Source organism: Photobacterium damselae subsp. damselae, assembly GCF_038086725.1.
GTDB classification, from domain to species: domain Bacteria; phylum Pseudomonadota; class Gammaproteobacteria; order Enterobacterales; family Vibrionaceae; genus Photobacterium; species Photobacterium damselae.
In genome coordinates this window covers 1,076,542-1,099,244 of the sequence record NZ_CP146971.1, presented here as the reverse complement: position 1 = coordinate 1,099,244, position 22,703 = coordinate 1,076,542, and the positions used below count along the sequence as shown (strand labels likewise).

At 40.2% G+C, this 22,703-nt stretch carries 21 protein-coding genes and 1 pseudogene; 5 read left to right on the top strand and 17 right to left on the bottom strand.

Going from position 1 to position 22,703, the window contains the following annotated elements; genetic code table 11:
- Positions 1-121 precede the first annotated feature (121 nt).
- From hypB to WAX86_RS19470, 14 genes and pseudogenes are all read right to left on the bottom strand, one after another.
- Entirely contained in the window at positions 122-1,117 is a 996-nt protein-coding gene (hypB, locus tag WAX86_RS19540) for a hydrogenase nickel incorporation protein HypB (RefSeq protein ID WP_341489546.1), read from the bottom strand.
- Entirely contained in the window at positions 1,118-1,459 is a 342-nt protein-coding gene (gene hypA, locus WAX86_RS19535; protein WP_044177834.1) for a hydrogenase maturation nickel metallochaperone HypA, read from the bottom strand.
- 13 nt (positions 1,460-1,472) lie between these two features.
- On the bottom strand, positions 1,473-2,303 hold the full coding sequence (fdhD, locus tag WAX86_RS19530) for a formate dehydrogenase accessory sulfurtransferase FdhD (RefSeq protein ID WP_065171123.1): 831 nt from the start codon (positions 2,301-2,303) through the stop codon (positions 1,473-1,475).
- A 32-nt stretch (positions 2,304-2,335) separates the two neighbouring features.
- Positions 2,336-4,554: pseudogene (locus WAX86_RS19525) on the bottom strand (sigma 54-interacting transcriptional regulator).
- 240 nt (positions 4,555-4,794) lie between these two features.
- The gene (gene fdhF / locus WAX86_RS19515; RefSeq protein ID WP_138240636.1) at positions 4,795-6,939 is read right to left on the bottom strand and encodes a formate dehydrogenase subunit alpha; all 2,145 of its coding nucleotides are present in this window, start codon (positions 6,937-6,939) and stop codon (positions 4,795-4,797) included.
- Positions 6,940-6,973: 34 nt separating this feature from the next.
- Complete coding sequence (locus WAX86_RS19510; protein WP_341489543.1) at positions 6,974-7,519, bottom strand: 4Fe-4S dicluster domain-containing protein; 546 nt, start codon at positions 7,517-7,519, stop codon at positions 6,974-6,976.
- A gap of 263 nt (positions 7,520-7,782) precedes the next feature.
- A complete protein-coding gene (gene hycI, locus WAX86_RS19505; protein ID WP_341489807.1) occupies positions 7,783-8,205 on the bottom strand; it encodes a hydrogenase maturation peptidase HycI in 423 nt (140 codons plus the stop codon).
- 107 nt (positions 8,206-8,312) lie between these two features.
- The gene (locus tag WAX86_RS19500; RefSeq protein WP_341489542.1) at positions 8,313-8,804 is read right to left on the bottom strand and encodes a formate hydrogenlyase maturation HycH family protein; all 492 of its coding nucleotides are present in this window, start codon (positions 8,802-8,804) and stop codon (positions 8,313-8,315) included.
- Between the two features lie 9 nt (positions 8,805-8,813).
- Positions 8,814-9,677, bottom strand: a complete 864-nt coding sequence (locus WAX86_RS19495) for an NADH-quinone oxidoreductase subunit B family protein (protein WP_065171128.1) — start codon at positions 9,675-9,677, stop codon at positions 8,814-8,816.
- Entirely contained in the window at positions 9,674-10,222 is a 549-nt protein-coding gene (locus WAX86_RS19490; RefSeq protein ID WP_065171129.1) for a formate hydrogenlyase complex iron-sulfur subunit, read from the bottom strand. Before WAX86_RS19490 ends, WAX86_RS19495 begins: the two co-directional genes overlap by 4 nt.
- Before the next feature lie 9 nt (positions 10,223-10,231).
- Entirely contained in the window at positions 10,232-11,977 is a 1,746-nt protein-coding gene (locus WAX86_RS19485) for a hydrogenase large subunit (protein ID WP_341489541.1), read from the bottom strand.
- Between the two features lie 9 nt (positions 11,978-11,986).
- Complete coding sequence (locus WAX86_RS19480; protein WP_005303920.1) at positions 11,987-12,940, bottom strand: respiratory chain complex I subunit 1 family protein; 954 nt, start codon at positions 12,938-12,940, stop codon at positions 11,987-11,989.
- The gene (locus WAX86_RS19475) at positions 12,940-14,856 is read right to left on the bottom strand and encodes a proton-conducting transporter membrane subunit (RefSeq protein WP_341489540.1); all 1,917 of its coding nucleotides are present in this window, start codon (positions 14,854-14,856) and stop codon (positions 12,940-12,942) included. Before WAX86_RS19475 ends, WAX86_RS19480 begins: the two co-directional genes overlap by 1 nt.
- Positions 14,857-14,858: 2 nt before the next feature.
- Positions 14,859-15,467 (bottom strand): 4Fe-4S dicluster domain-containing protein, encoded by a 609-nt coding sequence (locus tag WAX86_RS19470; protein ID WP_341489539.1) that lies wholly within the window; start codon positions 15,465-15,467, stop codon positions 14,859-14,861.
- A gap of 275 nt (positions 15,468-15,742) precedes the next feature.
- On the opposite strand from WAX86_RS19470, the gene WAX86_RS19465 reads away from it, so the two are divergent.
- The 5 genes from WAX86_RS19465 (at position 15,743) to WAX86_RS19445 (ending at position 18,634) form a co-directional block, all read left to right on the top strand.
- On the top strand, positions 15,743-16,393 hold the full coding sequence (locus WAX86_RS19465; RefSeq protein ID WP_005306404.1) for a YoaK family protein: 651 nt from the start codon (positions 15,743-15,745) through the stop codon (positions 16,391-16,393).
- Between the two features lie 311 nt (positions 16,394-16,704).
- On the top strand, positions 16,705-17,295 hold the full coding sequence (locus tag WAX86_RS19460; RefSeq protein WP_341489538.1) for a hypothetical protein: 591 nt from the start codon (positions 16,705-16,707) through the stop codon (positions 17,293-17,295).
- 1 nt (position 17,296) lies between these two features.
- Positions 17,297-17,632 (top strand): hypothetical protein, encoded by a 336-nt coding sequence (locus WAX86_RS19455; protein WP_237030267.1) that lies wholly within the window; start codon positions 17,297-17,299, stop codon positions 17,630-17,632.
- Complete coding sequence (locus WAX86_RS19450; RefSeq protein ID WP_341489537.1) at positions 17,619-18,317, top strand: hypothetical protein; 699 nt, start codon at positions 17,619-17,621, stop codon at positions 18,315-18,317. The genes WAX86_RS19455 and WAX86_RS19450 overlap by 14 nt, the downstream gene beginning before the upstream one ends.
- Before the next feature lie 173 nt (positions 18,318-18,490).
- A complete protein-coding gene (locus WAX86_RS19445; RefSeq protein ID WP_341489536.1) occupies positions 18,491-18,634 on the top strand; it encodes a hypothetical protein in 144 nt (47 codons plus the stop codon).
- 256 nt (positions 18,635-18,890) lie between these two features.
- Here WAX86_RS19445 and WAX86_RS19440 read toward each other — a convergent pair whose 3' ends face one another.
- The 3 genes from WAX86_RS19440 to selA form a co-directional block, all read right to left on the bottom strand.
- On the bottom strand, positions 18,891-19,289 hold the full coding sequence (locus WAX86_RS19440) for a hypothetical protein (RefSeq protein WP_237042032.1): 399 nt from the start codon (positions 19,287-19,289) through the stop codon (positions 18,891-18,893).
- A 160-nt stretch (positions 19,290-19,449) separates the two neighbouring features.
- Positions 19,450-21,273: a selenocysteine-specific translation elongation factor gene (gene selB / locus WAX86_RS19435; protein ID WP_341489535.1), complete on the bottom strand. Its 1,824-nt coding sequence runs from the start codon at positions 21,271-21,273 to the stop codon at positions 19,450-19,452.
- Positions 21,273-22,700, bottom strand: coding sequence for an L-seryl-tRNA(Sec) selenium transferase (gene selA, locus WAX86_RS19430; protein WP_341489534.1), 1,428 nt, complete (start codon positions 22,698-22,700; stop codon positions 21,273-21,275). Before selA ends, selB begins: the two co-directional genes overlap by 1 nt.
- Between the last annotated feature and the right edge of the window lie 3 nt (positions 22,701-22,703).

The following is a 22,703-nucleotide window of genomic DNA, read 5'->3' as shown; positions in this document are numbered from 1 at the left end:
AAAAATAAACACACTGTTTTATTAACTGAACACAGTGTAGATGACAGAAGCAAAAAGGTAAGTCGCATTAATGTGCTTTAATGTAATTATTCGTCACGATTATGTACTTATCCCCGTAAGATTATTTTTGCATTAATTGCTCATTGAGCCACGTAAGCCAAGCCTCCATACCCTCACCTGTTTTTGCTGATAATTTAATGATCTGAATCTGAGGATTTACTCGACGAGCATTGGCAATACAGGCATCAATATCAAAATCAAGGTAAGGCAGAAGATCCACTTTGTTTAAGACCATCACCTTTGCCGCAGCAAACATATTAGGGTATTTAAGCGGTTTATCTTCTCCTTCAGTCACAGACAAAATGGCTACTTTACAATCTTCACCCAAATCAAAACTCGCAGGACATACTAAATTACCTACGTTTTCAACAAAGATAAAACCACGTTCATTACTGGCTAATTGATGATAAGCATCATGTACCATTTGTGCATCAAGATGACACCCTTTGCCCGTATTCACCTGAATAGCAGCAACCCCAGTCGCACGAATACGATCCGCATCATTGGTTGTTTGTTGATCGCCTTCAATGACCGCACAAGGCCACTGTTTCGAAAGTAGAGTTAACGTTTCTGTTAAGAGTGTCGTTTTACCTGAACCTGGGCTTGAAACCAGATTTAATACACACTGTTGGTGTTCAGAAAAATGTTGACGATTATGGGTCGCAAGGTGATTGTTATTACCCAGAATATCTTGCTCTAAAGTCAATAGTTGACGCTGGGATACACCAGAGACATGGACTTGAGCCTCACCCTTACCATAATGAAGATCACCCGATTCAAGTTGCTCTGGATAGTGGTCATGATGGTCATGATGGTCATGATGGTCATGATGGTCATGATGGTCATGATGGTCATGAGTATGACTGTGATGGTGACCCTGTCCAGCATTAGATGATTTCACATCACCGTTTGAACCATAAATATGTAAGTGAACATCCCCTTGGTTGTAATAATGGTGATGAACAATTACGGTTGGTGTTGAGGTTTTATCCTCATGATGATGGTGATGGGTATGACCTTCTACTTGGCTATCTCCACAGCCACAAACACTGCACATTTACGCAACCTCAATTTGTTTAATTTTTAATTCTTCGCCAGTTTCTATCGCTAATTGATAACCACCACACAAAGGACAGCACATATCTCGCTGTTGTAACTCAATATTTTTTTTGCAATGGGAACACCAAGCCGTGGCTTTAATATGATTAATTTTAAGCCTAGCCCCTTCTGCTATTGTCTCTCGACAAGCAAATTCAAATCCAGTTGCTAACGCCTGAGACTCAATGCATGACAAAGCGCCAATATCTAACTCAACCAGTGTTACCTTGTGAAATCCTTGGGCTTTAGCATGAGCCACAACGGCATCAACCGTATTGATACTTAAAGAAAGTTCGTGCATTTGTCATCACCACCTATAACATGCCAACGATTCGCTCACTATGACTATAAGCATCAGCACGGCCATGACGACAATGCCCAACTAGAGTCACATTTAAACGCTCTGCTAAATCTACTGCCATCTTGGTTGCTGATGAGATCGCAAATAAGATCTCAACACCTGCTGATGCCACTTTCTGTACCATTTCAAAACTGGCTCGGCTAGTAACTAACACTGCCCCACCCGATAACTGATGTTGGTTAATAAAACCAATTAATTTATCCAGAGCGATATGACGACCTACATCTTCAAAAATTGCTTCAATGCAACCCTCCGATGTTAAATACACCGCAGCATGAGCAGATCCTGTTAACTGATTAAGTTGCTGCTTAGCCAATAGTTGGGCTAACGCCGGCTCCAAATGGCAGAGATCAAATTCAGCGTGGGAAGTAACAGGAAGCAATGCTCGACAAACGGTATCGAGCTTCTCTTCTCCACAAATTCCACACCCAGTTAATCCGGCAAGAGAGCGGCGTTTTTGTTTTAAACGTAATAAGCAACGATTAGCGACAATCACATTAAGATCGATACCATTTTCCAGCTTGGTGATTTCAATGTCATGGATATCGCGATGGTGATCAATAATCCCTTCAGATAGAGCAAAACCAATAGCAAAATACTCTAAGTCATTAGGTGTACACATCATGACCGTGTAGGCCACCCCATTAAAAGCAACGGCAACAGGCATTTCTTCTATAATAAAATCCCATTCTCGATGCTCATCTTGTCCTTTACGATAACGAACAATGGAACGTTCACAGCTGTTTGCAAAATCAATATCAGGCAATACTTCACAGGTATTCACGATAATTCCTTGGTTCAAAAACTCGAATTTGGTTAACGATAATCTTGACTACTGATGCCCATTTTTTGCATACGAGATAGTAGGGTTGTTCGCTTTAAGCCCAGCATATTAGCCGCACCATTAGGCCCTGCAATGACCCCTTGACACCGTTTTAATGCGTTGATGATCATGGATTGATCAACAATAGGTCTCACCTTTTTTACTTCATTTTTTGCCGCTGTATCGACAGAACAGACACTCTCTGAGCCTGAGCTTGTTAGATCATCAATTGATGCTACCTGCGGTAATTCTTGAGCCTGTTTAAGTGAAGTCTTGGATAGTGATGGTTGGGATTCCATTTTTCTAGAATTTTGCACAATATGAGGTTGAAGCGAAATTAGCTCATCAACCGGAATATTTAATATATGGCCTCGCGTTAAAATAACGGAACGTTCAACAAAATTATGCAATTCACGAACATTTCCAGGCCAAGAAAAACGTTGCATCAGTTCAAGATCGCTAGCTGCAATTGCAGTGATTTTCTTACCCATTTTTTGGGCTAATTGACGAGCAAAATGTTTGACTAATAACGGGATATCTTCAGCCCGCTGTCGAAGCGGAGGAACTTCAATCGGAAAAACATTTAACCGATAATAAAGATCATTACGAAACTGTTTTGCATCAACCATTGCCAGTAAATCAACATTAGTCGCAACAACAATACGAACATCAACAGAGATAAGCTGATTTTTACCTACTCGCTCGATTTCGTTTTCTTGTAACGCCCGTAATAACTTAGGCTGTAATTCAAGCGGCATATCTCCAATTTCATCTAAAAAGAGAGTCCCCTTATGGGCTTGCTCAAATCGACCAACCCGTTGGCTGATTGCCCCTGTAAATGCCCCTCTTTCATGACCAAACAGCTCGCTTTCAAACAAACCGGCAGGAATCGCGGCACAATTCATTTTCACCATTCGGGTTTTGCTACGTAAACTCATTTTGTGAATCGCACGTGCAATTAACTCTTTTCCTGTCCCCGATTCACCTAGAATCAATACCGTACTATCGCAACTGGCCACCATTGCAACTTTTTCCAACACCTGGTTCATCGCTTCACTTTGGCTGATAATGTCATCAAAAATCGCATGTTCATCATAGCTATCTTCAATACTGACATACTGCTCAGTTACAGTTCTGGGCAGTGAAGCTTGATGAGCCTTAATACTGTGCATAGCCAGAGCAACACGAGAGGCTATCTGCTGAACCAGCTCAATATCATACTGCTGGTAATTGACGGTTTCTCTTTTCATATAGCAGATATAACCAATAGTTAACCCACGAAAAACCATCGGAACAACACAAGCACTTTTTACTTTTGATGGAAAATAAGGACCATTTTCATCTTGGCGAATTTGATCCAATTGGTTGTGATCAAGTATTACAGGTTTATTACTCTCTATTGCATGTTTAATCATTTTATCATCATTAAAAAAATGACAATGAAATTCAGTATTACTATTGTTTAACCCACAAAACATTTGCATATAATGGTTATCTTGGAGCTGAATAATTGACAGCTCTGTCATAGCAAAATGTTGATAAAGAAAATGTAATAAAGAACTGATTAATTCTTTTTTTGTACTTTGACTAATAACCGTATTGGTAATATCGACTAATACTTGGAAGTTCTTTTTTCATTACTTAATTGCTGTGTAAAATCAGAAGCAAGTTGATGTTCAATAATATGCTCTATCATGGCAGCGATCATATTATTAAACAGTTTAAATTGTCTCTCAGATTCAATACTGTCTGCTAATTTATGATTAATATACTCAATAGCACCTAATGGTTTACCTGCAATTAAAAGCGGTATTTTGCAGTATCGTTTTACGTCATAGTAAGCAGGGTGGTCAACTAATTGAGGAAACGTCTGGTACAGTTCATGACCAGAGATATCATGATAATACTCACAAGAAGCAATCTTATGTAGCGCTAAAGAATGTTGATTATACTGATAATTTTTTTGTTCATTGCCTTTATCTAAAAAGTAAAGTGTTGGCGTATCATCTATATCATTTTTTAGTAGTAAATTTACCCTATCAACTTGAATAAATAGCAAATCTTCGTTATTTAAAAACGTCATTACGCCAGAAATATCGTTGATGGATAATAAGGCTTTTGAAAAACTCATCAAGTCGGCTTCAAAGCGTTCCATGGTACCATTAGCTCTTGCAGATAAATTGGCCCGAATAGCAAATAAAAATTCAAGCATTTGTAATACAATTCTCAAGCATTTTACTAACCAAGCATTGATCTGAATCAACCAAGCGGAAAACTCAATTCAATTCCATATAAAAAATGATGATATCTACTAATTTTCTTCTGACTTATAAAGCAAAGCTATTAATTACTCTCAATGAGAATAAATAAGGCTCCAAAATAAAAAATAGCAATATTTTATCTTGGAAACCTTATTTCCATAAATGCGCCATTATTTAAGTGAAATAATTAGCTACGCATTAATTACATGATTACGTAATCGCGCTTTTAAATTACTGTATTCGGTTTGAACGTAATTTTCTGCCCAAGATTGATCATCAATATGCTCAACTTTTACCGCACAATATTTAAACTCTGGCGTTTTTGATATGGGATCTAAATGCTCAATAGTTAGCTCATTACAAGCACCAATCCACCATTGGTAAGTCATGTAAACCACGCCTTTATTGACACGCTCATTATAGTTAGCTCTAGAGATAACTTTACCTCGGCGGGAAGATACCCAAACTAACTGCTGATCAGCAATACCTAACGCTTTAGCATCATCAGGATGCATCTGGACATAACCAGGTTCATCGGCCAACGTTTGTAAAGCAGCACAGTTACCTGTCATGGAGCGACATGAATAGTGACCAACTTCACGAACCGTTGAAAGTACTAGTGGATACTCAGCATCAGGTTGTTCAAGTGGAGCACGCCATTCGGCACCAATAAAGATCCCTTTACCTGATGGCGTACTAAACTGATTACCTTCAAATAAATACGATGTACCCGGATGATCCTCGGTTGGACACGGCCACTGAACCGATTTCAAATCAGCCATCTTATCGTAGGTAACACCAGCATAGAGCGGACATAGACTACGTAGCTCATCCCAAATCTCTTCAGTATTGTTGTACGACATAGGGTAACCCATACGCGTTGCTAATAAGCTAAAGATCTCCCAATCGGGTTTCACATCACCAGTTGGTTTTACCGCCTTATAGAAACGCTGAAAACCACGGTCAGCACTACTGTATACACCTTCGTGTTCTCCCCAACTGGTTGCAGGGAAAATCACATCAGCAAATTCAGCTGTTTGCGTCATAAAGATATCTTGAACAATCACTAACTCCATTTTACGCATGGTGTCGCGCATTGCGGCAAGATCGGCTTCCGTTTGTGCAGGATCTTCACCAAAGATGTAGAACGCTTTACAGATACCTTCTTCAACCTTGTGACCCATTTCCGTTAAGCGATAGCCAGGAGTTCCTGATAACGAAACACCCCAAGCTTGTTCAAACTTAGAACGTACGGCATCATCGGTAACGTCTTGATAACCAGGGAACTGATGCGGCAACATGCCCATATCACATGTACCCTGCACGTTATTTTGACCTCGAACTGGGCCACAACCCACACCACGACGACCAAAATTACCAGTTAGCAATGCAAGCCCTGCTAAGCCACGAACAACATCAACTGCTTGACCGTATTGGGTAACACCCATCCCCCACAAAATCATCGCTTCAGGCGCAGCAGCATAAGTACGTGCAGCTAAACGAATTTCTTGTGCAGTTAAACCTGTAACTTGTTCAACTGATTCAGGCGGATAGTGAGACGCTATTTCACGAAACTCGGCGAAACCTTCAGTATGGTTTTGCACAAATTCCTTGTTGTATAGCCCCTCTTCAATAATGACATTTGCTAACGCATTAACTAATGCCATATTCGAGCCATTATTTAGGGCTAACCATTGATCTGCAACACGAGCAGATTCAATCTTACGAGGATCACAAACAATGATCTTCGCCCCATTAGCACGAGCTTTTAAAATGTGCCTTGCTACAACCGGATGAGAATCTGCCGCATTGTAACCGAATATGAGTAAACATTTAGTATGTTGAATTTCGGGAATAGCGTTACTCATTGCGCCATTACCTACTGTTGTCTCCAGACCGGAGACTGATGGAGCGTGTCACACCCTAGCGCAGTGATCGACGTTATTAGTCCCTATGACCGCCCGTGCAAATTTCTGCATCACATAGTTAGCTTCGTTACCTGGCCCCCGAGCTGAACCTGTTGTCATAATGGCATCTGGGCCGTATTTCTTTTTGATTTCAAGTAATTTTTCACTTGCAAAATCAATTGCTTCTTGCCAAGAAACCGCTTCAAGTTGAGCATCACGAGTGCGACGAATCATCGGCTGTTTTAAGCGTGGCGTTAATAGATTGGTATCGTTAAGAAAATCCCAGCCATAGTAACCTTTTAGGCACAACTGACCTTCATTAGTACGACCATCAGCAGGCTCTGCTGCGATCACTTTGTTATTTTCAACGACCAACTTTAGTTTGCACCCAGTACCACAGTAGGGACAAACAACAATGGACTTTTTCATACTAACCTTTGGTAGTAACGGTTATTAATTTATATCAGCGACAAATTGCAACGGCATTTAACGCAGCAGCTTCACGCTTTTGTTTACTGTCTTCAGTCAAAGTTTCTGACTCAATGATTCGAATTGCACCGGTCGGACACACCTGCACACAAGCAGGGCCTTCTTCTCGGTGGTTACATAAATCACATTTTAGCGCTTGAGATTGAGGAACTTGACGTTTAAACAACGCAGACCCTTTTGTCTCTTCAACCATTTTTGTCACCACATTCATTGCGCCGTAAGGGCAAGCGATAACGCAAGTCTTACAACCAATACAACGTGACTGAATTACTTTGACAAAACCATCTTCTAAAACAATGGCATTATTAGGACAAACCTGAGCACATGGCGCATCATCACATTGCCGACACATAACAGGGGTGGTCACATGAGCATTTTTCACCAAAGTAAGACGAGGCAAAAAATCTACAGCATTTAACCCTGCTACTGTGCTATCTGCTTGGTGAGAAATAACACACGCAACTTCGCAGGTTCGACACCCAATACACAGATTTGGATCTGCAAAAACAAACCGGTTCATGGTGGATCCTTTATTGATGTCGATACATCGCAATCAGTCAACTGTCACCGAGCTTACTGACTGCGATACCATATAAGCATGAGGCGTGCCAATTTATCAAACTAACTAAAATAAAATATAACTACATGAAAATAATCAGAAAAAAATAAAAGCTCGAATTACTTCGAGCTTTTATTGATATGTCAGACAAGACCATCTCGTTCAATATTTTACTGTCGACACATTTCGTCACAACACTTCGACACTGTCGATATTAACGATACTTACACATGTTCAAACCCTCCATCATCTTGCCAAACAGGAAGTACCTGATACAAGGTTGATACCGCATTTTGAACCATCTCAGTTAAGGGGGCTGAAAATGCGACAATCGCAGGCTGAATACCGACAAAGACGACCTCTGGCACAAAGGTTTTAAGTTCATCAATCAGAAAATTGAGCGGTAGGCTGTGTGTTGAGACGACATACATATCAACAATCGATTCAGGATCTATCACTCGAATCGTTCCAGCTTCTTCGCCAATATCTGCCGCATCGACCACCAGCACACGATTCGGTTTTACTTTTCGAATTAAATGTAAGCAATCTTCTGGCATCGAACCACCTTCAAGTACACTCCAATTATCAATCGGATTGGCTTTTAACATTGTGGCTAATAAAGGGCCCGCTCCATCATCACCCATCATCGAATTACCCACGGTCAGTACGATATTATCAACGGTTAAATCAACATTACTACACGCCGCTTCACCCCATAATGCAGCTGATAAATTAATTTGTTGTAAACCACCACTCATGCTATTTGCCCATTAGTGTCATTATCACTGACCACTGTTGGCTTTTTAGAATCGCCACCGCGGATCATAAGATACATTGTCGGCTCATGGTAAATAGCGCTAAGTGCCGCAATAAAACCTTGGGTTAATTGTTGAGATTTTTTATCTTGTTTTAAAGTATCTAATCGATCAAAAGCAAGTGCCAGCATATTGATATGTTCAGGATAAATTGTAATTTCGCCAAACAAGAGAAAACCTTGCATTTTTCGATACGCTTCACCTTCATGGGGTAAAGCATCAATCCATGCTTGATATTCTCTGCCGTCGCAATCTAGTACTGATTTAAGGCAATCGACCACACCTAAATGATGGCCAATTGCCAGGCTGTAATACATGATCTGTTTTGCTTCTTCTGGCACATCATAGCTTTGATCAACAAACTTACGACTTAAGCTATAAAAATACACATGCCCTTCTAAATGGCGAGATTCAAGGGTGTTACAAGTCATCTCTCACCTCTACCCTAATAAGTCATTTTGAGCAGAACCAGAACACGTTTTTTGGCACTGACTTGAACAAATGCTTGATGCTTGAGGGCCTGTACCCGTTAATGCCGCCATCGTTTTATTAAACAAAATATGTACAATTTCACAAAGTCGCGGGTCGTCCTTTTGCTCAAGATAGGTCTGGATATTACTATCTACGGTATCACTGTCGCTATTGGCTAAAATCTCCATTACTTCATCAGCAATACGTTGACCTTGAACATATCCTGCTAGCAAGCGGGCTTCGCGTTCGATCATCACTTTAAGATCAAGTGGAATACCTGTATGACGTAATGAAGCTTTAGTTTGATCGGGTTGATGCGTTTTAGACTTCAACTTTTGATCAAGAAGCCCCAAAGCAACTGCAAAGCCATAAATCGTTGCTGCAGGTGTTGGAGGACAACCAGGAATATAGACATCAACCGGAACAATTTTGTCTGTTCCGCCCCACACACAGTAGAGATCATGAAAAATACCGCCATCGCAACCGCAGGCACCATAAGAGATCACAATTTTTGGATCGGGAGCCGCTTCATAAGCTCGTAAGGCGGGAGCTCGCATGGCACGAGTCACCGCTCCCGTAAACAGCAAGATGTCAGCATGACGAGGAGATGCCACCACTTTGATACCAAATCGTTCCGCATCAAAAACAGGAGTCGTTGCTGCAAAAATTTCAATTTCACAAGCGTTACAACCACCACAGTCGACACGATAGACATAGGCGGAGCGACGGATCTGCTTAATCAATGCATCTTTTAATTTCTGGCTATGAGGAGGCAACTCAACTGGAACCGTTTGAGTGTGAGCAGTACCAACTAACTGTTTAATACCTTTCATACGTCCTCCTCAATAAAACGTAGGTGGCTAATATTTTCACTATCTAACATATTATTTCGACGACGGCATTCAGGACAGGTTTCAAGCTGCTCACGGCGCTGTGCCAATTGGTCGGTAGGCACACCACTTAGCTCCAGTGTATCCAATACATACTCAAGCAGTTTACGGGCCACAAATGGTCTGCCACATTGGCTACAATCGGCCAGATCAAACGTTGCCGATTCATACAAATCCGCTTTATTGGTCACGGCTAACTCAAAATTTTGCGACAATTTAATGGCTTTTGTTGGGCACACTTCTTCGCAGCGACCACAATAAATACAACGAGCCATCGACAGTTCCCAACGTCGAGTACCTGCTTGCTCATCGGTTTCCATAATCAGTGCATTTGCAGGACAAGCTCGCGTGCATGCACCACAAGATAGACATTGATCAGCGTTTAATTCAGGTTTACCACGAAAATCTTGGCTCACTTCAAGAGGGGCAAATGGGTATTTCGTGGTTGCCTCCCCTGTTTTAAGTACCGTTTTTAATAACTTAAACACAAGGCCCCCTTAGATTTTAAATGGCGAATTCTTGCGATTGATACTGTATTGCTCAATCGCTTTATATGGCACGGTTTGGCTGCGTTTTTTCTTAGTATCAACAATGGTGACGCGGTCTGTGCATGAATAACAAGGATCTAAACTACCGATAATTAAAGGGGCATCAGCAACGGTGTTACCACGCAACATATAGCGCAATGTAGGCCAATTTGCATATGTAGCAGCACGGCAACGCCAACGGAAGAGTTTTTGATTATCCCCGGTCATACTCCAGTGCACATTTTCCCCACGAGGTGCTTCAGTAAAGCCTAATGCAAACTTATTCGGAACATAGTTAAACCCTTCGGTTAAAATTGCCCCAGCAGGTAAGTTATCTAAACCAAACTCCACAATATTAAGAGCGTCAAACACTTCACGAATACGAACCATCACACGAGACTGCACATCGCCATTTTCCATGGTTTGCAGCTCAATCGGCACCTTACTGTAAGCTTCAAACTGCTGGCCGTGGATGACACGAACATCACGTTTAAATCCAGTACCACGAATCAAAGGACCTACAGGGCTGTAATTACGAGCGATCTCTTTACTTAAAATGCCCACGCCACAAATACGGCTATCGATATTTGGCGTTGCTAATAGCATTTCAACCAGTTCGCTAAAGGATTGACGAACCTCTCGCACCATCGCAATACCTTTCGTACGCTGCTCTTTAAGAAAATCTCGGCGAACACCACCAATAAGGTTCATACCATAGGTTTTACGAGCGCCAGTTAACAGTTCAGCTAACTCCATGGTTTTTTCACGAATACGGAAAAACTGCATAAAGCCAGAATCAAAACCGACAAAGTGGCTAGATAGTCCAATGTTGAGCAAATGGCTATGCAGACGTTCAACTTCAAGCAGTACGGTACGAATCATCTTGGCGCGAAACGGCACATCAACATCAAGTGCGTTTTCAATAGTATTGCTATACCCCACACTATGGGTAAAACCACAAATACCGCACACGCGATCGGTCAATTGAGCGACCTCATGATAACCCATTCGTGTTTCAGCCAATTTCTCCATACCACGATGGACATAAAACATGCGATAGTCCGCATCCACAATGTCTTCACCATCAACAAATAGGCGGAAATGACCTGGTTCATCGGAGGTGATATGCAAAGGACCAACGGGCACAATGCGGTTGCTATCGTTGCCTAATTGGTTATCAAACTGATAGGTTTCTGTCTCAGTTGTAGGTTGAGGACGCTGACGATAATCCATAGCATCTTTACGTAATGGATGCAGATCTTCCGGCCAATCGTCAGGGAGAACCAAACGACGTTCATCAGGTAATCCTACCGGATGTAAACCATACATATCCCGTACTTCTCGTTCTCCCCAAACCGCAGCTGGAATCGTGGGCGTAATTGAAATGAATTCTTGGCTTACAGGATCGACTAAAACTTTTACCGTTACCCAACTTTTCACTTCGCCTTCCATAGACAAAGCGTGATAAACCGCAAAGTGACCATTAAGAGAGCGTTCATCATTACCAAACGTTACAGTAAGCCAACCGCCTTGGTCGTAATAAAGCCACTTCATTACATCAACTAAAGCCGTCATTTTGACCGTAATCGTAACTTGATTTTCGGTTTGCCACTCTTCATCTATGATGGCTAATGGGAAAAAATGATTCACGCCATCGACATAGTTTTTACCAATACGTTGGGGATTTATAGCTGTTTCAAATATAGAACTTGTCATTGTCGTGACTTACCAACCAAGAATAAAGAACAGCAGTGCGATCACTGCCACTAAGAACATCGGGAAAATAGCACGATGAATTTTCATAAAACGAAAACGTGCCATCGTATTTTCTGCAATCCCAGCAATTAAGAAGATCACAAAAAGCTTAATCAGCAAAATTACCGTTGCCGAGAACAGTCCAGTGAATGTCAAACTGCTGGCTTTACCCCATGGAATGAAAATCGCTAAAAAGAGCTGAGCCACAACAAGCTGTTTTAAGCCAAGACCCAGCTTAACAAGCGCAAGATTAGAACCAGAATATTCAGTAACAGGGCCCTCTTGCAGTTCTTGTTCGGCTTCTGCGCTATCAAACGGTAACTTACCCATCTCAATAAATAGAGCAAATGCACACACGATGCCGGCTAAAATCAAGGTTAAAGGCTGATGCCAAGTTTGAGTTGCCATAGCTCGACTAATATAACCAAGATCCGTTGTACCCATCGCGAGCGCCACCAGCAAAATAGCCAGAATAAGGATCGGTTCTACCAAAATTCCCAACGTGAGCTCACGGCTACTGCCTAAACCACCGAACATGCTGTTAGAGTCAATGCCCGCAAGAGCAAAGAAGAAACGGAATATGGCTAATAAATAGATATCTGTGATCAAATCACCAGAGATCGGAAATGGTGATGTTTGGGTAACAGTAGGTAATGCCATTGCGATCAACAGCATAGTGATAATCAAAACCCATGGCATCAGCCAGAAAATCATTCCAGCATTGCTTGGTGCAACCGACTGACGACGCAGCAACTTCATAATGTCGCGGTAATCTTGCAAGATACCAGGGCCTTTACGAGAGTGAATTTTCGCCCGTATAACACGAGAGAAACCGGTTACTAATGGAGTTAAAAGCAACATCAATAGCGCTTGAACCACAGCCAAGATAATCCATCCCGCTGATGGCATTTCTAATGGAGACATCAGTAACTTACTCCTGAAATAAATGGGAAGAAACCGATCACAAATAACGCCAGAACTACGCAGAAGACTTTCACTTTATGGCAGCTTAATTGACCATTTAGATCGACAAAGAAAGGCAAAACATAACGCTCAGTTAGGGATGTTTTAGGTCGATTATTGTAAATAAAACCAAACATCTGACGCATTGGTGCAGTAATACCAGCAGTTGAGACTGTCATGCGTTGTTCATACTGATAACCACAAGCCCAAGGATCGCCTTGTTGACGACGAGACACTCGATGACCACCAAAAATCATCAGTAACAAAGCAGGGACTAAGGTCAATAACGCTAACGTAATAGCAATAACTGGGGTAGAAAGGATGGCTTGCGTTGGAATCACAGGATATAACGCGGCACCAGAAGCAACGGGAACTGGCATTAAATTCAACATAGATGAAGCAATCGCAGAGAAATAAGGTGCAATCCATGGCGAACCAACACCTAAGATAATACAAACGATCGCAAGACTTGATGTTGCCAGTGTCATTGCAGGCCCTACTTCTTTGGTATTGGCCGCTTGTTCTGATTTAGGCGCACCAGTAAAACACACACCATAAACCTTAACAAAACACATACAGGCCAAAGCACCGGTTAGCGCCAACATCACCATGCCAAATGGACCAAAGATTAAATTGGTGACACTGCCAGCTTTACCCAATGAAAATAGTGACTGGTAGATAAACCACTCAGAAACAAAACCATTAAGGGGAGGCAAAGCACAAATGGCCATCGTACCAATCAAAAAGGCGAGAGCTGTTTTTGGCATGGTTTTACCCAGACCGCCCATTTGATCCATCTCTTTAGTGTGCATGCGATAGACAATTGATCCCGAACCTAGGCACAAGAGTCCCTTAAATACCGCATGATTTAGTAAGTGATATAGAGCCCCTAATAGACCAAGCAAGGCAATAACAGGATGAACCGTTGCAATACCTATCATTGCAACACCCACACCGATTAAAATAATGCCAATATTTTCAACGGTGTGATATGCCAATAGGCGCTTGATATTGTGTTCGGCAAGCGCGTACATCACACCAAGAACCGATGACAATGCACCAAAAATTAAGACGACAATACCCCACCAGAGCTGACTTGCCCCTAGGAACATAATGCCAAACTTGATGATGCCATAAATACCAAGCTTAACCATCACACAAGAGATTAAGGTTGAACTGTGAGATGGCGCTAGCGGGTAAATCTTTGGCATCCAGCCATGTAAACCAATACCAGCGGCTTTAATACCAAAGCCAAATAGCGCAAAAATAAAGGCCCAAGAAGCCGTTGTACCGGTAATTGGAGTCGCAACAAAAACGCTAAAATCAAAACTATGACTATGGCAAACTAAGATCAAAAACGCGAATAAAATGAATAAATTAGCAAGATGATCAACCACGAAATATTGCAGACCAGCTTTTCTGTTTGCTTCAGAACCGCCACTGACAACAAGCAGAACTGATGCCAGTGAAATGATCTCCACAAAAAACATAAAGACCATTACATTAGCAGCCACAACTAGGGCCGTCATGGCAGCAGCAAACAAGTTAAACAGTACACTGATTTTCCAACCACCTTTACCAAGGTATTCCTGCAGATAATTAATGGAATAAATGGATGATGCGATGGTGACAATTGAAATAACACACACCATCAGGGCTGAAAGCATATCCATACTCGCCCAATGGTTGGTCATTAAGCTTATATTGCCAGATGTAATGGTGGTTAAACCCGCAAGCAACCCCAAAAAAGCAGAAAAGGCACTGACAAGGCCTGATAATTTCAATGTCTCTTGTTCGTGCTCTCGGCCATAAAAAGAAAAAATACTTGCGCCTAAATACCCCAACAGAGCAAGCAGGATTAAAACTAATGGATTCATGATTACAATTCTCCGCCTTGAACAACTGCTGAACTTTCTGCAGCTTGAGCGCGTTTTATTTGGCGAGCTTTAGCGATTTTCCCTTCATCAACCACCATAATGGCTTGTGTTGGACAAACTTGAGCACAGACCGGCCCTTCATCACGAAAACCACACAAATCACATTTTACCGCGATGCTCTTAACACCCGGTTCCCAAGCGAGAATGTCTTGGCCAAAAGTACTTGGTATCGATGTTGATGGATTGCTAGAGCGAGGAGTTGAAGGTATATAAATATCGTAGCTATTTGCCATCGCAACCGGACGACTACCATCAAAAGCAATCGCGCCAAATGGACAAGCAACAGCGCACAAAGTACAACCGACACAAAGAGTTTCATTTAATAAAACCCGATCATCTTGTTTCGTGATCGCTTGTACCGGACAAACGGCCGCACAAGGGGCATCCTCACAGTGACGACACATCACAGGAGCGGTGGCATCATTTTGTTTGACAACCGTTAAACGAGGGTGGCTCTGTAACCCCTCTTGTTTATGAACGGTTGAACATGCTGCCATGCAGGTCCCGCAGCCTATGCACTTTTCGGGATCGGCGATAACAAAGCTTTTCATGGCTCTACCAGTTAATCGTAAAAAGCCCCATTAAAGCAACATCTATGCCAGCAAAGAATAAACTGCATTTTATGTTTTTATTCAATTAATTAGATAAAATCTATTCATTGCTTTGTCTAAACCCATGTCAATAACAAGGTAATTAGAGTGTCGATAGATTTTTCGACACTCATTTCGACACAAGAATCGACATAAATTAAACTCTTATTCTATGCTTACAAAAAATATAAACTTAAATACTTTTTCCAATGGTACGAATAACAACAATGAATCCCATGCTAAAAAAACAACTGTTAACATTAATGCCGTTTTATTTGCTCTTTATTGCAGGAATTGTCGATGTAATTGGTTTTCTGCATCTTAAAAATGGCTTATTTGTCTCTTTTATGAGTGGTAATACAACCCATGTCGGGATCTTACTTAATGAACCAAGTAATCCACTCATTTGGCATTATGTAGGAGTGATTGGACTGTTTGTCTTTGGAGCCATGATAGGAGAAATGTTGGCCCTAAGTGCTTTTCGCTACTATCGCTGTATTATTATGGCAATCGTCGCTCTACTATTGAGTATTACAGCATTAATTACCAATCATACCGCCCCAATTGTGACCAATTTTGTTTTAAGCTTTGCCATGGGCATTCAAAATATCGCGCTACGAGCAACTATAGATAAAGCCACGGCTCTCACCTATGTTACCGGCTTTCTCGTTAATACTGGACGTTCATTGGCGCTTCTACTGATGGGGCATCGGGAACAAAGTGCTTTTTTTCGGCACTTATTGTTATGGTTATCCATTTTTCTCGGTGCGATTACGGGAGCGAAAGTAATGACAGGCTCCTTAACGATAGCGCTGATTACGCCAATTGTATTATCTTTAATAGCAACAGTGATATTGTATTGGACTCATGAATTGGCAGACGCTTAGAGGTTAGGCATTTAATATTTAATCATATGAGATAAAGGCTCATCATGAGCCTTTTTAAACATTACAATTATAAAGAAAAACAATTAACTACATATCAATGGCTCTATTTCTTCATATTCATATTCAATAATCTCTAAGCTAATAGTTCAACAATCAAACTGATTGATAATTACCCAACAAAAGAGATATGTGATTCAAATATAATCACAACAATATCATAATCAAGAATGAATTACACTACCCATGCAATATTCCAATATGAAATCATTGTGATATAATAAAGAAATATTTTTACAATACAAATTCCTTTTATGTATAAACCACACTCAAAAAAACATATCGAAGAGTCAAAAGTAAAATATAATATTTTTTATAGATTTAAAAAAATATTATTTGAAATTGACTGGTCTTTCAGTCGTTTCTTACTATTATTTTTAAATAGAGTTGTATTTTTATCTCTTCTTATAATAAGCAGCCTTTCAATCATATTTCAAGCTCTAAATATTTTTGAATACGATGAAGGTTTATCTGACATTTCAACAATAGAAATACTATTTATATTTTCATTGTTAATATTATTAAGACGATACTATATATATACCAAAAAAACATCTATGCATTGGTGGGATCGTTTAGTCACTCCATTAATTGTAAATGGTAAATTTATTCTTATTACATGGTTTTTATTCAGTTTTATCACAGTTACAGACTCATATAATCATACATATTTTTTCGATAAAATAATAATTCAATACCAAAGTTATCTACAACTTTTATTATTTGCATATCTATTAATCAGTTTATATATCTCTATACCAAGTAAGGATCTAAGGATTAAAAAGCAAAGTATTAAACAACAAATAGCAAATAATGAAGAATTAAAAACTAAAAAAGGAATCTAAAATGCCTGTAAAAAAAAGACTATTTATTGTGATTTTTCTTATGATATTATCAACATCATCTATAGCAAAATCATTATCTTTAGTAGATAGCTGTACAGACCTAATCAATATCTATGATTCAAAAGAATCGCAGCGGCTATTGGCAGCACAAACAACATCATTATCACAAAGTCTTCGTGCTGGCTATTGCTTGGGAGTTATCCAACAATATAAAAAAAACAGAGGCTATTGCTATAAAAATTGGTTTGAACAGGCCAAATTTATTGCATCTTATGAACTTAAAAATACTTACCTATCTGACGATGAATTATTGGAGCAATCTTGTGACGTTCGATGATGAATATATATCTACACCTGATGCAATATTAGAATTGTTTAAAGTTAACTTATCCGAACATAAAGAGTTCAAAGATTTACTCTATTCTTTTATTAGAAATAGAGGTAAAGGTGATAGTTTCTTAAATACAAAAGAAGTCCCTCAAGAAAATACCGGAGCCAACACCAGAAACAATCTTTTCATTCCTAGAAATAGTTTAATAAAACTTAATAATGCAGTTATTCTTCAAGCATTTTTTAATGATACTAAAAAAGTTAAAAAGATATTTACTAATGATAAATTAAGAAGAAAAGCATCTGATTTAATAGCGTTAATATTGACTGATAGAAATTTAATTCTTGGTATAGAACTTCAATCAAGAAATGCTGAAGAGCTTGTAAAATTAATGCGTTCGAATAAGTCATTAGATACAAATCGACTTCCTAACCCTTTTTTGGAATTACCACAACTGTCGTTGGGAGGAATGACAAGTATAATTCAAGGCCTTATAGCTCAAAGTGCAACTCTTTCTCAAGGACATTCTATGATGGATGAATTTTTTAATGGTGATTTAGAATGTGCATACGAAACCTCCATGTCATTACAAACATTTGATTTTAGTACAAAAAAATACCAAACATTAGTACAGAACAAATATAAAGAAGTAATGGAGTTTGAAGAACTTTTGGAAAATTTATTAAATTAACTATTGCGAGTGCAGTGCACTCAATTATTCTTACTCTCGCTTTCTAAGAACGAAGTAGGAATGGTATTAACTAATCTTTGATATTCATATGTTAGTTTTAATCTTTCTAAGATATTCAAGAAAAGAGAGCAGAGTTATATTTTTCTTAGTAATTTAATAAAGGATAAAGTTCAATGACTAAAAAGATCACACCAGAGAATAATGCAGCAAATATTTCTAATCCAAATAAAGGCTATAATGGTACTAATCGTCAATATGACCAAAACCAAGGTAATCGAGGAAAACAATTAAATCCTAATCAACAAGGAAAGAAATAAGATATCAATATCTCAAGATGGGGTAAATCATTTGGCTGATGTTTACAATCCAAATGATGATAATCATCTAGGCAATAACTAAATAAGAAAAGACCACAATCCTTAAGGCTTGTGGTCTTTTTTCATTCATTATTAAATTATATTAAAGAAACATTATCTAATAAAAATTAAATAGTTAACATTCATCTTAATTTATACAATAACTAAAACCATAAGCCAGTTTGTTACAACTTCACCAGCTTATGGTTTATGGTGTTTACTGACTCACAGCAGGAGCTGCAGCTGAAGGTTCCACAGGAGCTTGAACTTCTACAGCTTGTGGCTGTGCGGTTGGTTCAGCTGTTGTTTGAGTCATAGCTTTATGAGAAATGGACTCATCAGAGCTAGCTGCAGTGCACGGTATTCCCAAGCTCGTTAGTTTTTCAGCAAAAGCTTGGGCTTTAGTTTCACAATACCCCTTTTCATGACTGGCTTGCCACAGCACCTCAGTTCCTGAAGCCTTTGTGTAATGTACTTCACACGGTACAGAGCTATCAGGGTTTGTGTATACAACTTCAATAACACGCTCACTATTACCACTTTTACAGACGTACTTATCTTGAGCCTGTGCCTGAAAAGCGAAAATGGATAACGCGACCAATAACAGTGCTTTCATTCTTACTACTCCTAAATAGCAGTACCTTAACGACTTGGCGACTTAATGGGTATCTTACTCAGTATAATATGACTGGAAGCTGAATATTCCACAGTGAAGTCCCTTGCAAATACCCATTAAGCATACGTCAATTTCAGCTCATACGAATAGTAATTTATGGTTAACTCTGCCATATCTTTAAAATCACTCGCTCATCACCATCTCGGCGAACCCAACCATCTTTTTCCATGCGGTTTGCAAGCGGAATGGAATACTTACGGCTAAGTTCGGTACGATCTTTAATTTCCCCCATTGAGATCCGATCATACACTTGGTGGCCAGCGAGAATCTCTTTAACCAGATTATGATACAAACCCATATCAAAATAGATCGTATCATCTAAAGCAGTAATGTATTTTTGATGACTAAGCTGACGTAACCACTTTTTCCCTCCGGCGACCGTCACTTTATTTAACTCTAAGCCAGCCTTACCAAACTGACGGATTTGCTGCAAAATCGCCAAGGCTTCAGCAGGAAGATCATCTTCATTATCTCCAGCGCCAAAGCGCCATTTCCCATAGCTAAGGTGTACTTTCTGTTGCTGTTTAAGGTGCTGCATAATGGTATTAACCACCGCATCATCTAGCTTAAATCGTGAACTCAATTCATTTGTCGCCATTGCATCACCATCTTGCAATAGCGTTAATACATTTTGCATCCACGCATCTAGCCAATGGGAAGCAAAACAGTATGGCGCCAGATAAGTTTGATCACAGGTTGGGATATATTCACCCTCACTGCTATCAACAATCGGTTCAAAATAACCTTGTAAAGTGAGTCGCAGCTGGCGTTGATGCTCAATATTTAAATCTACAGGCAAGGCATCCAGAGCCTGATATAACGCTCGCTTTTGATGACCAGCAATAAAGTCATGCCACACAACTTCACCACCATGCATTAAGCGACTGCCACCTTTTTGAATCAGAGCCAAACGCTGACCAAAAAAGAGAGGAATCGGATGGTTAAACACTACTCGAGCTAATTGAGTCTGTGGCAAGTAGCTGACTTTCGCTACCCCATGCCATGTCCCAATAGCGGCTTCAACTTGTCGCTGTTTTTTCTCTTTTAATTTCGCATCATTTTTATTAATCCGAATGATGCATTGGTCAGCTAAAGTCATCGTATCATTTGCACTGACAACAAGATGACCTCGACCAATATCTTTACGACTTACGCCTTTTATATTAAGTGCTACGCGACAGGTTCCGGAGATCGTCTGTAAACTTTGATGATATGCTTGGATGGAACGAACCGTACCAACAATCCCTGATGGGTAACAACGCACTTTATCACCGAGATTAATGGTACCGTGAGCTAACGTGCCGGTTATTACTGTGCCAATACCATTAACCACAAACGCTCGGTCTACATACAGTTGTAGCTGCGAAGAAATTGTCGATTGCGCCGCTAAACTCTCATGGACGGTTGAAATTAATAACTGACGTAACGTAGAAATATTATCGTGAGTAAGTGCTGAAACCGCCACTATCTCTGGCAGTAATCCAGTCAACTCCATCACATTATCTAAAGCTTGATCTTCAATATCAGCCAATTGACAAGCATCTACTTTGTCTTTTTTATTGATACAAACAACAATGTGCTCTATTCCCATCGCATGGGCAACTTGAACATGAGAAGTGGTCATTGGCATCCACCCCTCATCTGCAGCTATCACTAGTAATAACACATTTAAGTGCCAGACCCCTGCAACCATATTTCGCAAATACCGCTCATGTCCTGGCACATCAACCACACCAATGGTATTACCGCTGTCATCTTGAAAGTGAGCAAAGCCTAAATCTTGTGTCATACCCAAGGCTTGTTCATGAGCTCGTGCTGTCATCATGCCTGTTACTGCTTGAATCAGTGCTGTTTTACCATGATCAACATGGCCTGCTAATCCGATAACGGCTTGGTAAGGAACCGATGAATTTGACGCAACCATTACAACGTCTCCTTGTGGGTCTTTGTTTTATGAACATAAAATTGAGCGATATAGCTATCCAACTGCTGGATAAAAATATCGATATCATGTGGTAATAAGGTAGCGACATTTAAGATCAATTGATTACGGTTAAGATAGCCAATAATAGGTACCGCAAAAGAGCGTAACGCCTCGAGATGTTGTTGTGCTTTTCCAGGTAATGTAAGAGTTAAGCCCAGACAAGGATAGGTCTCAGTTGGGATGGAGCCGCCCCCTACTTGCATTTGCAGCTCTGTTATACAACTAAATGGTTTCCACCGTTTTGCTAATTGCTCTGCAAGGTGGTTTTTCTCTGCTAATGCTTGCAGTGTGCGCTCAGCAATCCCTTTGCCACTCTCTTTCTTATTGAGCTTATCGATCAATAATTGTTCAAGTAACGACAAAACAATACGGCTGCTTCTAAATGCTCGCATCATAGGATTTTTACTTAACCGCAGACACAGAGCTTTATCACCGGCAATGATCCCAGCTTGTGGGCCACCCAGTATTTTATCGCCCGAAAAACAGACCAAATCTGCGCCCATTTTTAGATAGGTTTGCAGAGCGGTTTCACTTTGAGCATAACTTTCACTCGAAAGCCCGGAGCCTTGATCGACCACCAGAGCAATGTGTTCCGGTAAACGCTTAGCAACATCAGAAATATCAGGAGATTCTGTAAAACCTTGCATAGAAAAATTCGATTGGTGGACCATCAACACCATGGCAGTATTTTCAGTAATCGCATTAATGTAGTCATCACTGGTCGTAATATTGGTTGTTCCAACTTCAACCAAAGTGCATCCAGATAACGCCAAAATATCAGGAATACGAAAACCACCACCAATTTGTATTTGCTCACCACGAGAAACAATCACTTCTTTTCCTGCAGCTAAACCATGTAACGCCAGATAAATAGAGGCCGCATTGTTATTAACCACAACACACTCTTCAGCACCTAACCAACTGTAAACTAGACTCGATAATAAACCGTTACGTTCTCCGCGCTTACCATCACTTAATTTCAATTCAAGATTCGAATAACTGGTATTGAGATCACTAACTTGTTGCCATAATTGTTGGTGTATCGGTGAGCGGCCAAGGTTGGTATGCACAGCAATACCCGTTGCATTAATCACACGCTGCTGACGTTGTTCTCTTATGATTTGGCAACGTTGCCTAATCAATTGGTTAATATCAAAAGCCGCAACGCCTTGAGCTTGAAATTGAGGGTCGAGACGAAGTTTAGCAAATAGCGTACGAATGATATCGGTAACAAGCGGGCGGCTGAGTTGCTCAATATAAATCTGAAACTCATCTTGTTGCAGCAGTTTTTCTACTTGAGGTAAACGAAAATTAGGCTTTGATGTAACAGGGGGAGATTTTACATCGGGCTCTGAATAGAGAGTCACGGC

Coding starts and splice junctions, on each gene's coding strand:
- WAX86_RS19475 (WP_341489540.1), bottom strand. CDS start 14,856: ATGAATCCATTAGTTTTAATCCTGCTTGCTCTGTTGGGGTATTTAGGC.
- WAX86_RS19495 (WP_065171128.1), bottom strand. CDS start 9,677: ATGAAAGGTATTAAACAGTTAGTTGGTACTGCTCACACTCAAACGGTT.
- WAX86_RS19455 (WP_237030267.1), top strand. CDS start 17,297: ATGCCTGTAAAAAAAAGACTATTTATTGTGATTTTTCTTATGATATTA.
- hycI (WP_341489807.1), bottom strand. CDS start 8,205: ATGATGGGTGATGATGGAGCGGGCCCTTTATTAGCCACAATGTTAAAA.
- hypA (WP_044177834.1), bottom strand. CDS start 1,459: ATGCACGAACTTTCTTTAAGTATCAATACGGTTGATGCCGTTGTGGCT.
- hypB (WP_341489546.1), bottom strand. CDS start 1,117: ATGTGCAGTGTTTGTGGCTGTGGAGATAGCCAAGTAGAAGGTCATACC.
- WAX86_RS19440 (WP_237042032.1), bottom strand. CDS start 19,289: ATGAAAGCACTGTTATTGGTCGCGTTATCCATTTTCGCTTTTCAGGCA.
- WAX86_RS19510 (WP_341489543.1), bottom strand. CDS start 7,519: ATGAACCGGTTTGTTTTTGCAGATCCAAATCTGTGTATTGGGTGTCGA.
- selB (WP_341489535.1), bottom strand. CDS start 21,273: ATGGTTGCGTCAAATTCATCGGTTCCTTACCAAGCCGTTATCGGATTA.
- WAX86_RS19445 (WP_341489536.1), top strand. CDS start 18,491: ATGACTAAAAAGATCACACCAGAGAATAATGCAGCAAATATTTCTAAT.
- WAX86_RS19465 (WP_005306404.1), top strand. CDS start 15,743: ATGCTAAAAAAACAACTGTTAACATTAATGCCGTTTTATTTGCTCTTT.
- WAX86_RS19500 (WP_341489542.1), bottom strand. CDS start 8,804: ATGACTTGTAACACCCTTGAATCTCGCCATTTAGAAGGGCATGTGTAT.
- WAX86_RS19480 (WP_005303920.1), bottom strand. CDS start 12,940: ATGTCTCCATTAGAAATGCCATCAGCGGGATGGATTATCTTGGCTGTG.
- WAX86_RS19485 (WP_341489541.1), bottom strand. CDS start 11,977: ATGACAAGTTCTATATTTGAAACAGCTATAAATCCCCAACGTATTGGT.
- WAX86_RS19460 (WP_341489538.1), top strand. CDS start 16,705: ATGTATAAACCACACTCAAAAAAACATATCGAAGAGTCAAAAGTAAAA.
- WAX86_RS19470 (WP_341489539.1), bottom strand. CDS start 15,467: ATGAAAAGCTTTGTTATCGCCGATCCCGAAAAGTGCATAGGCTGCGGG.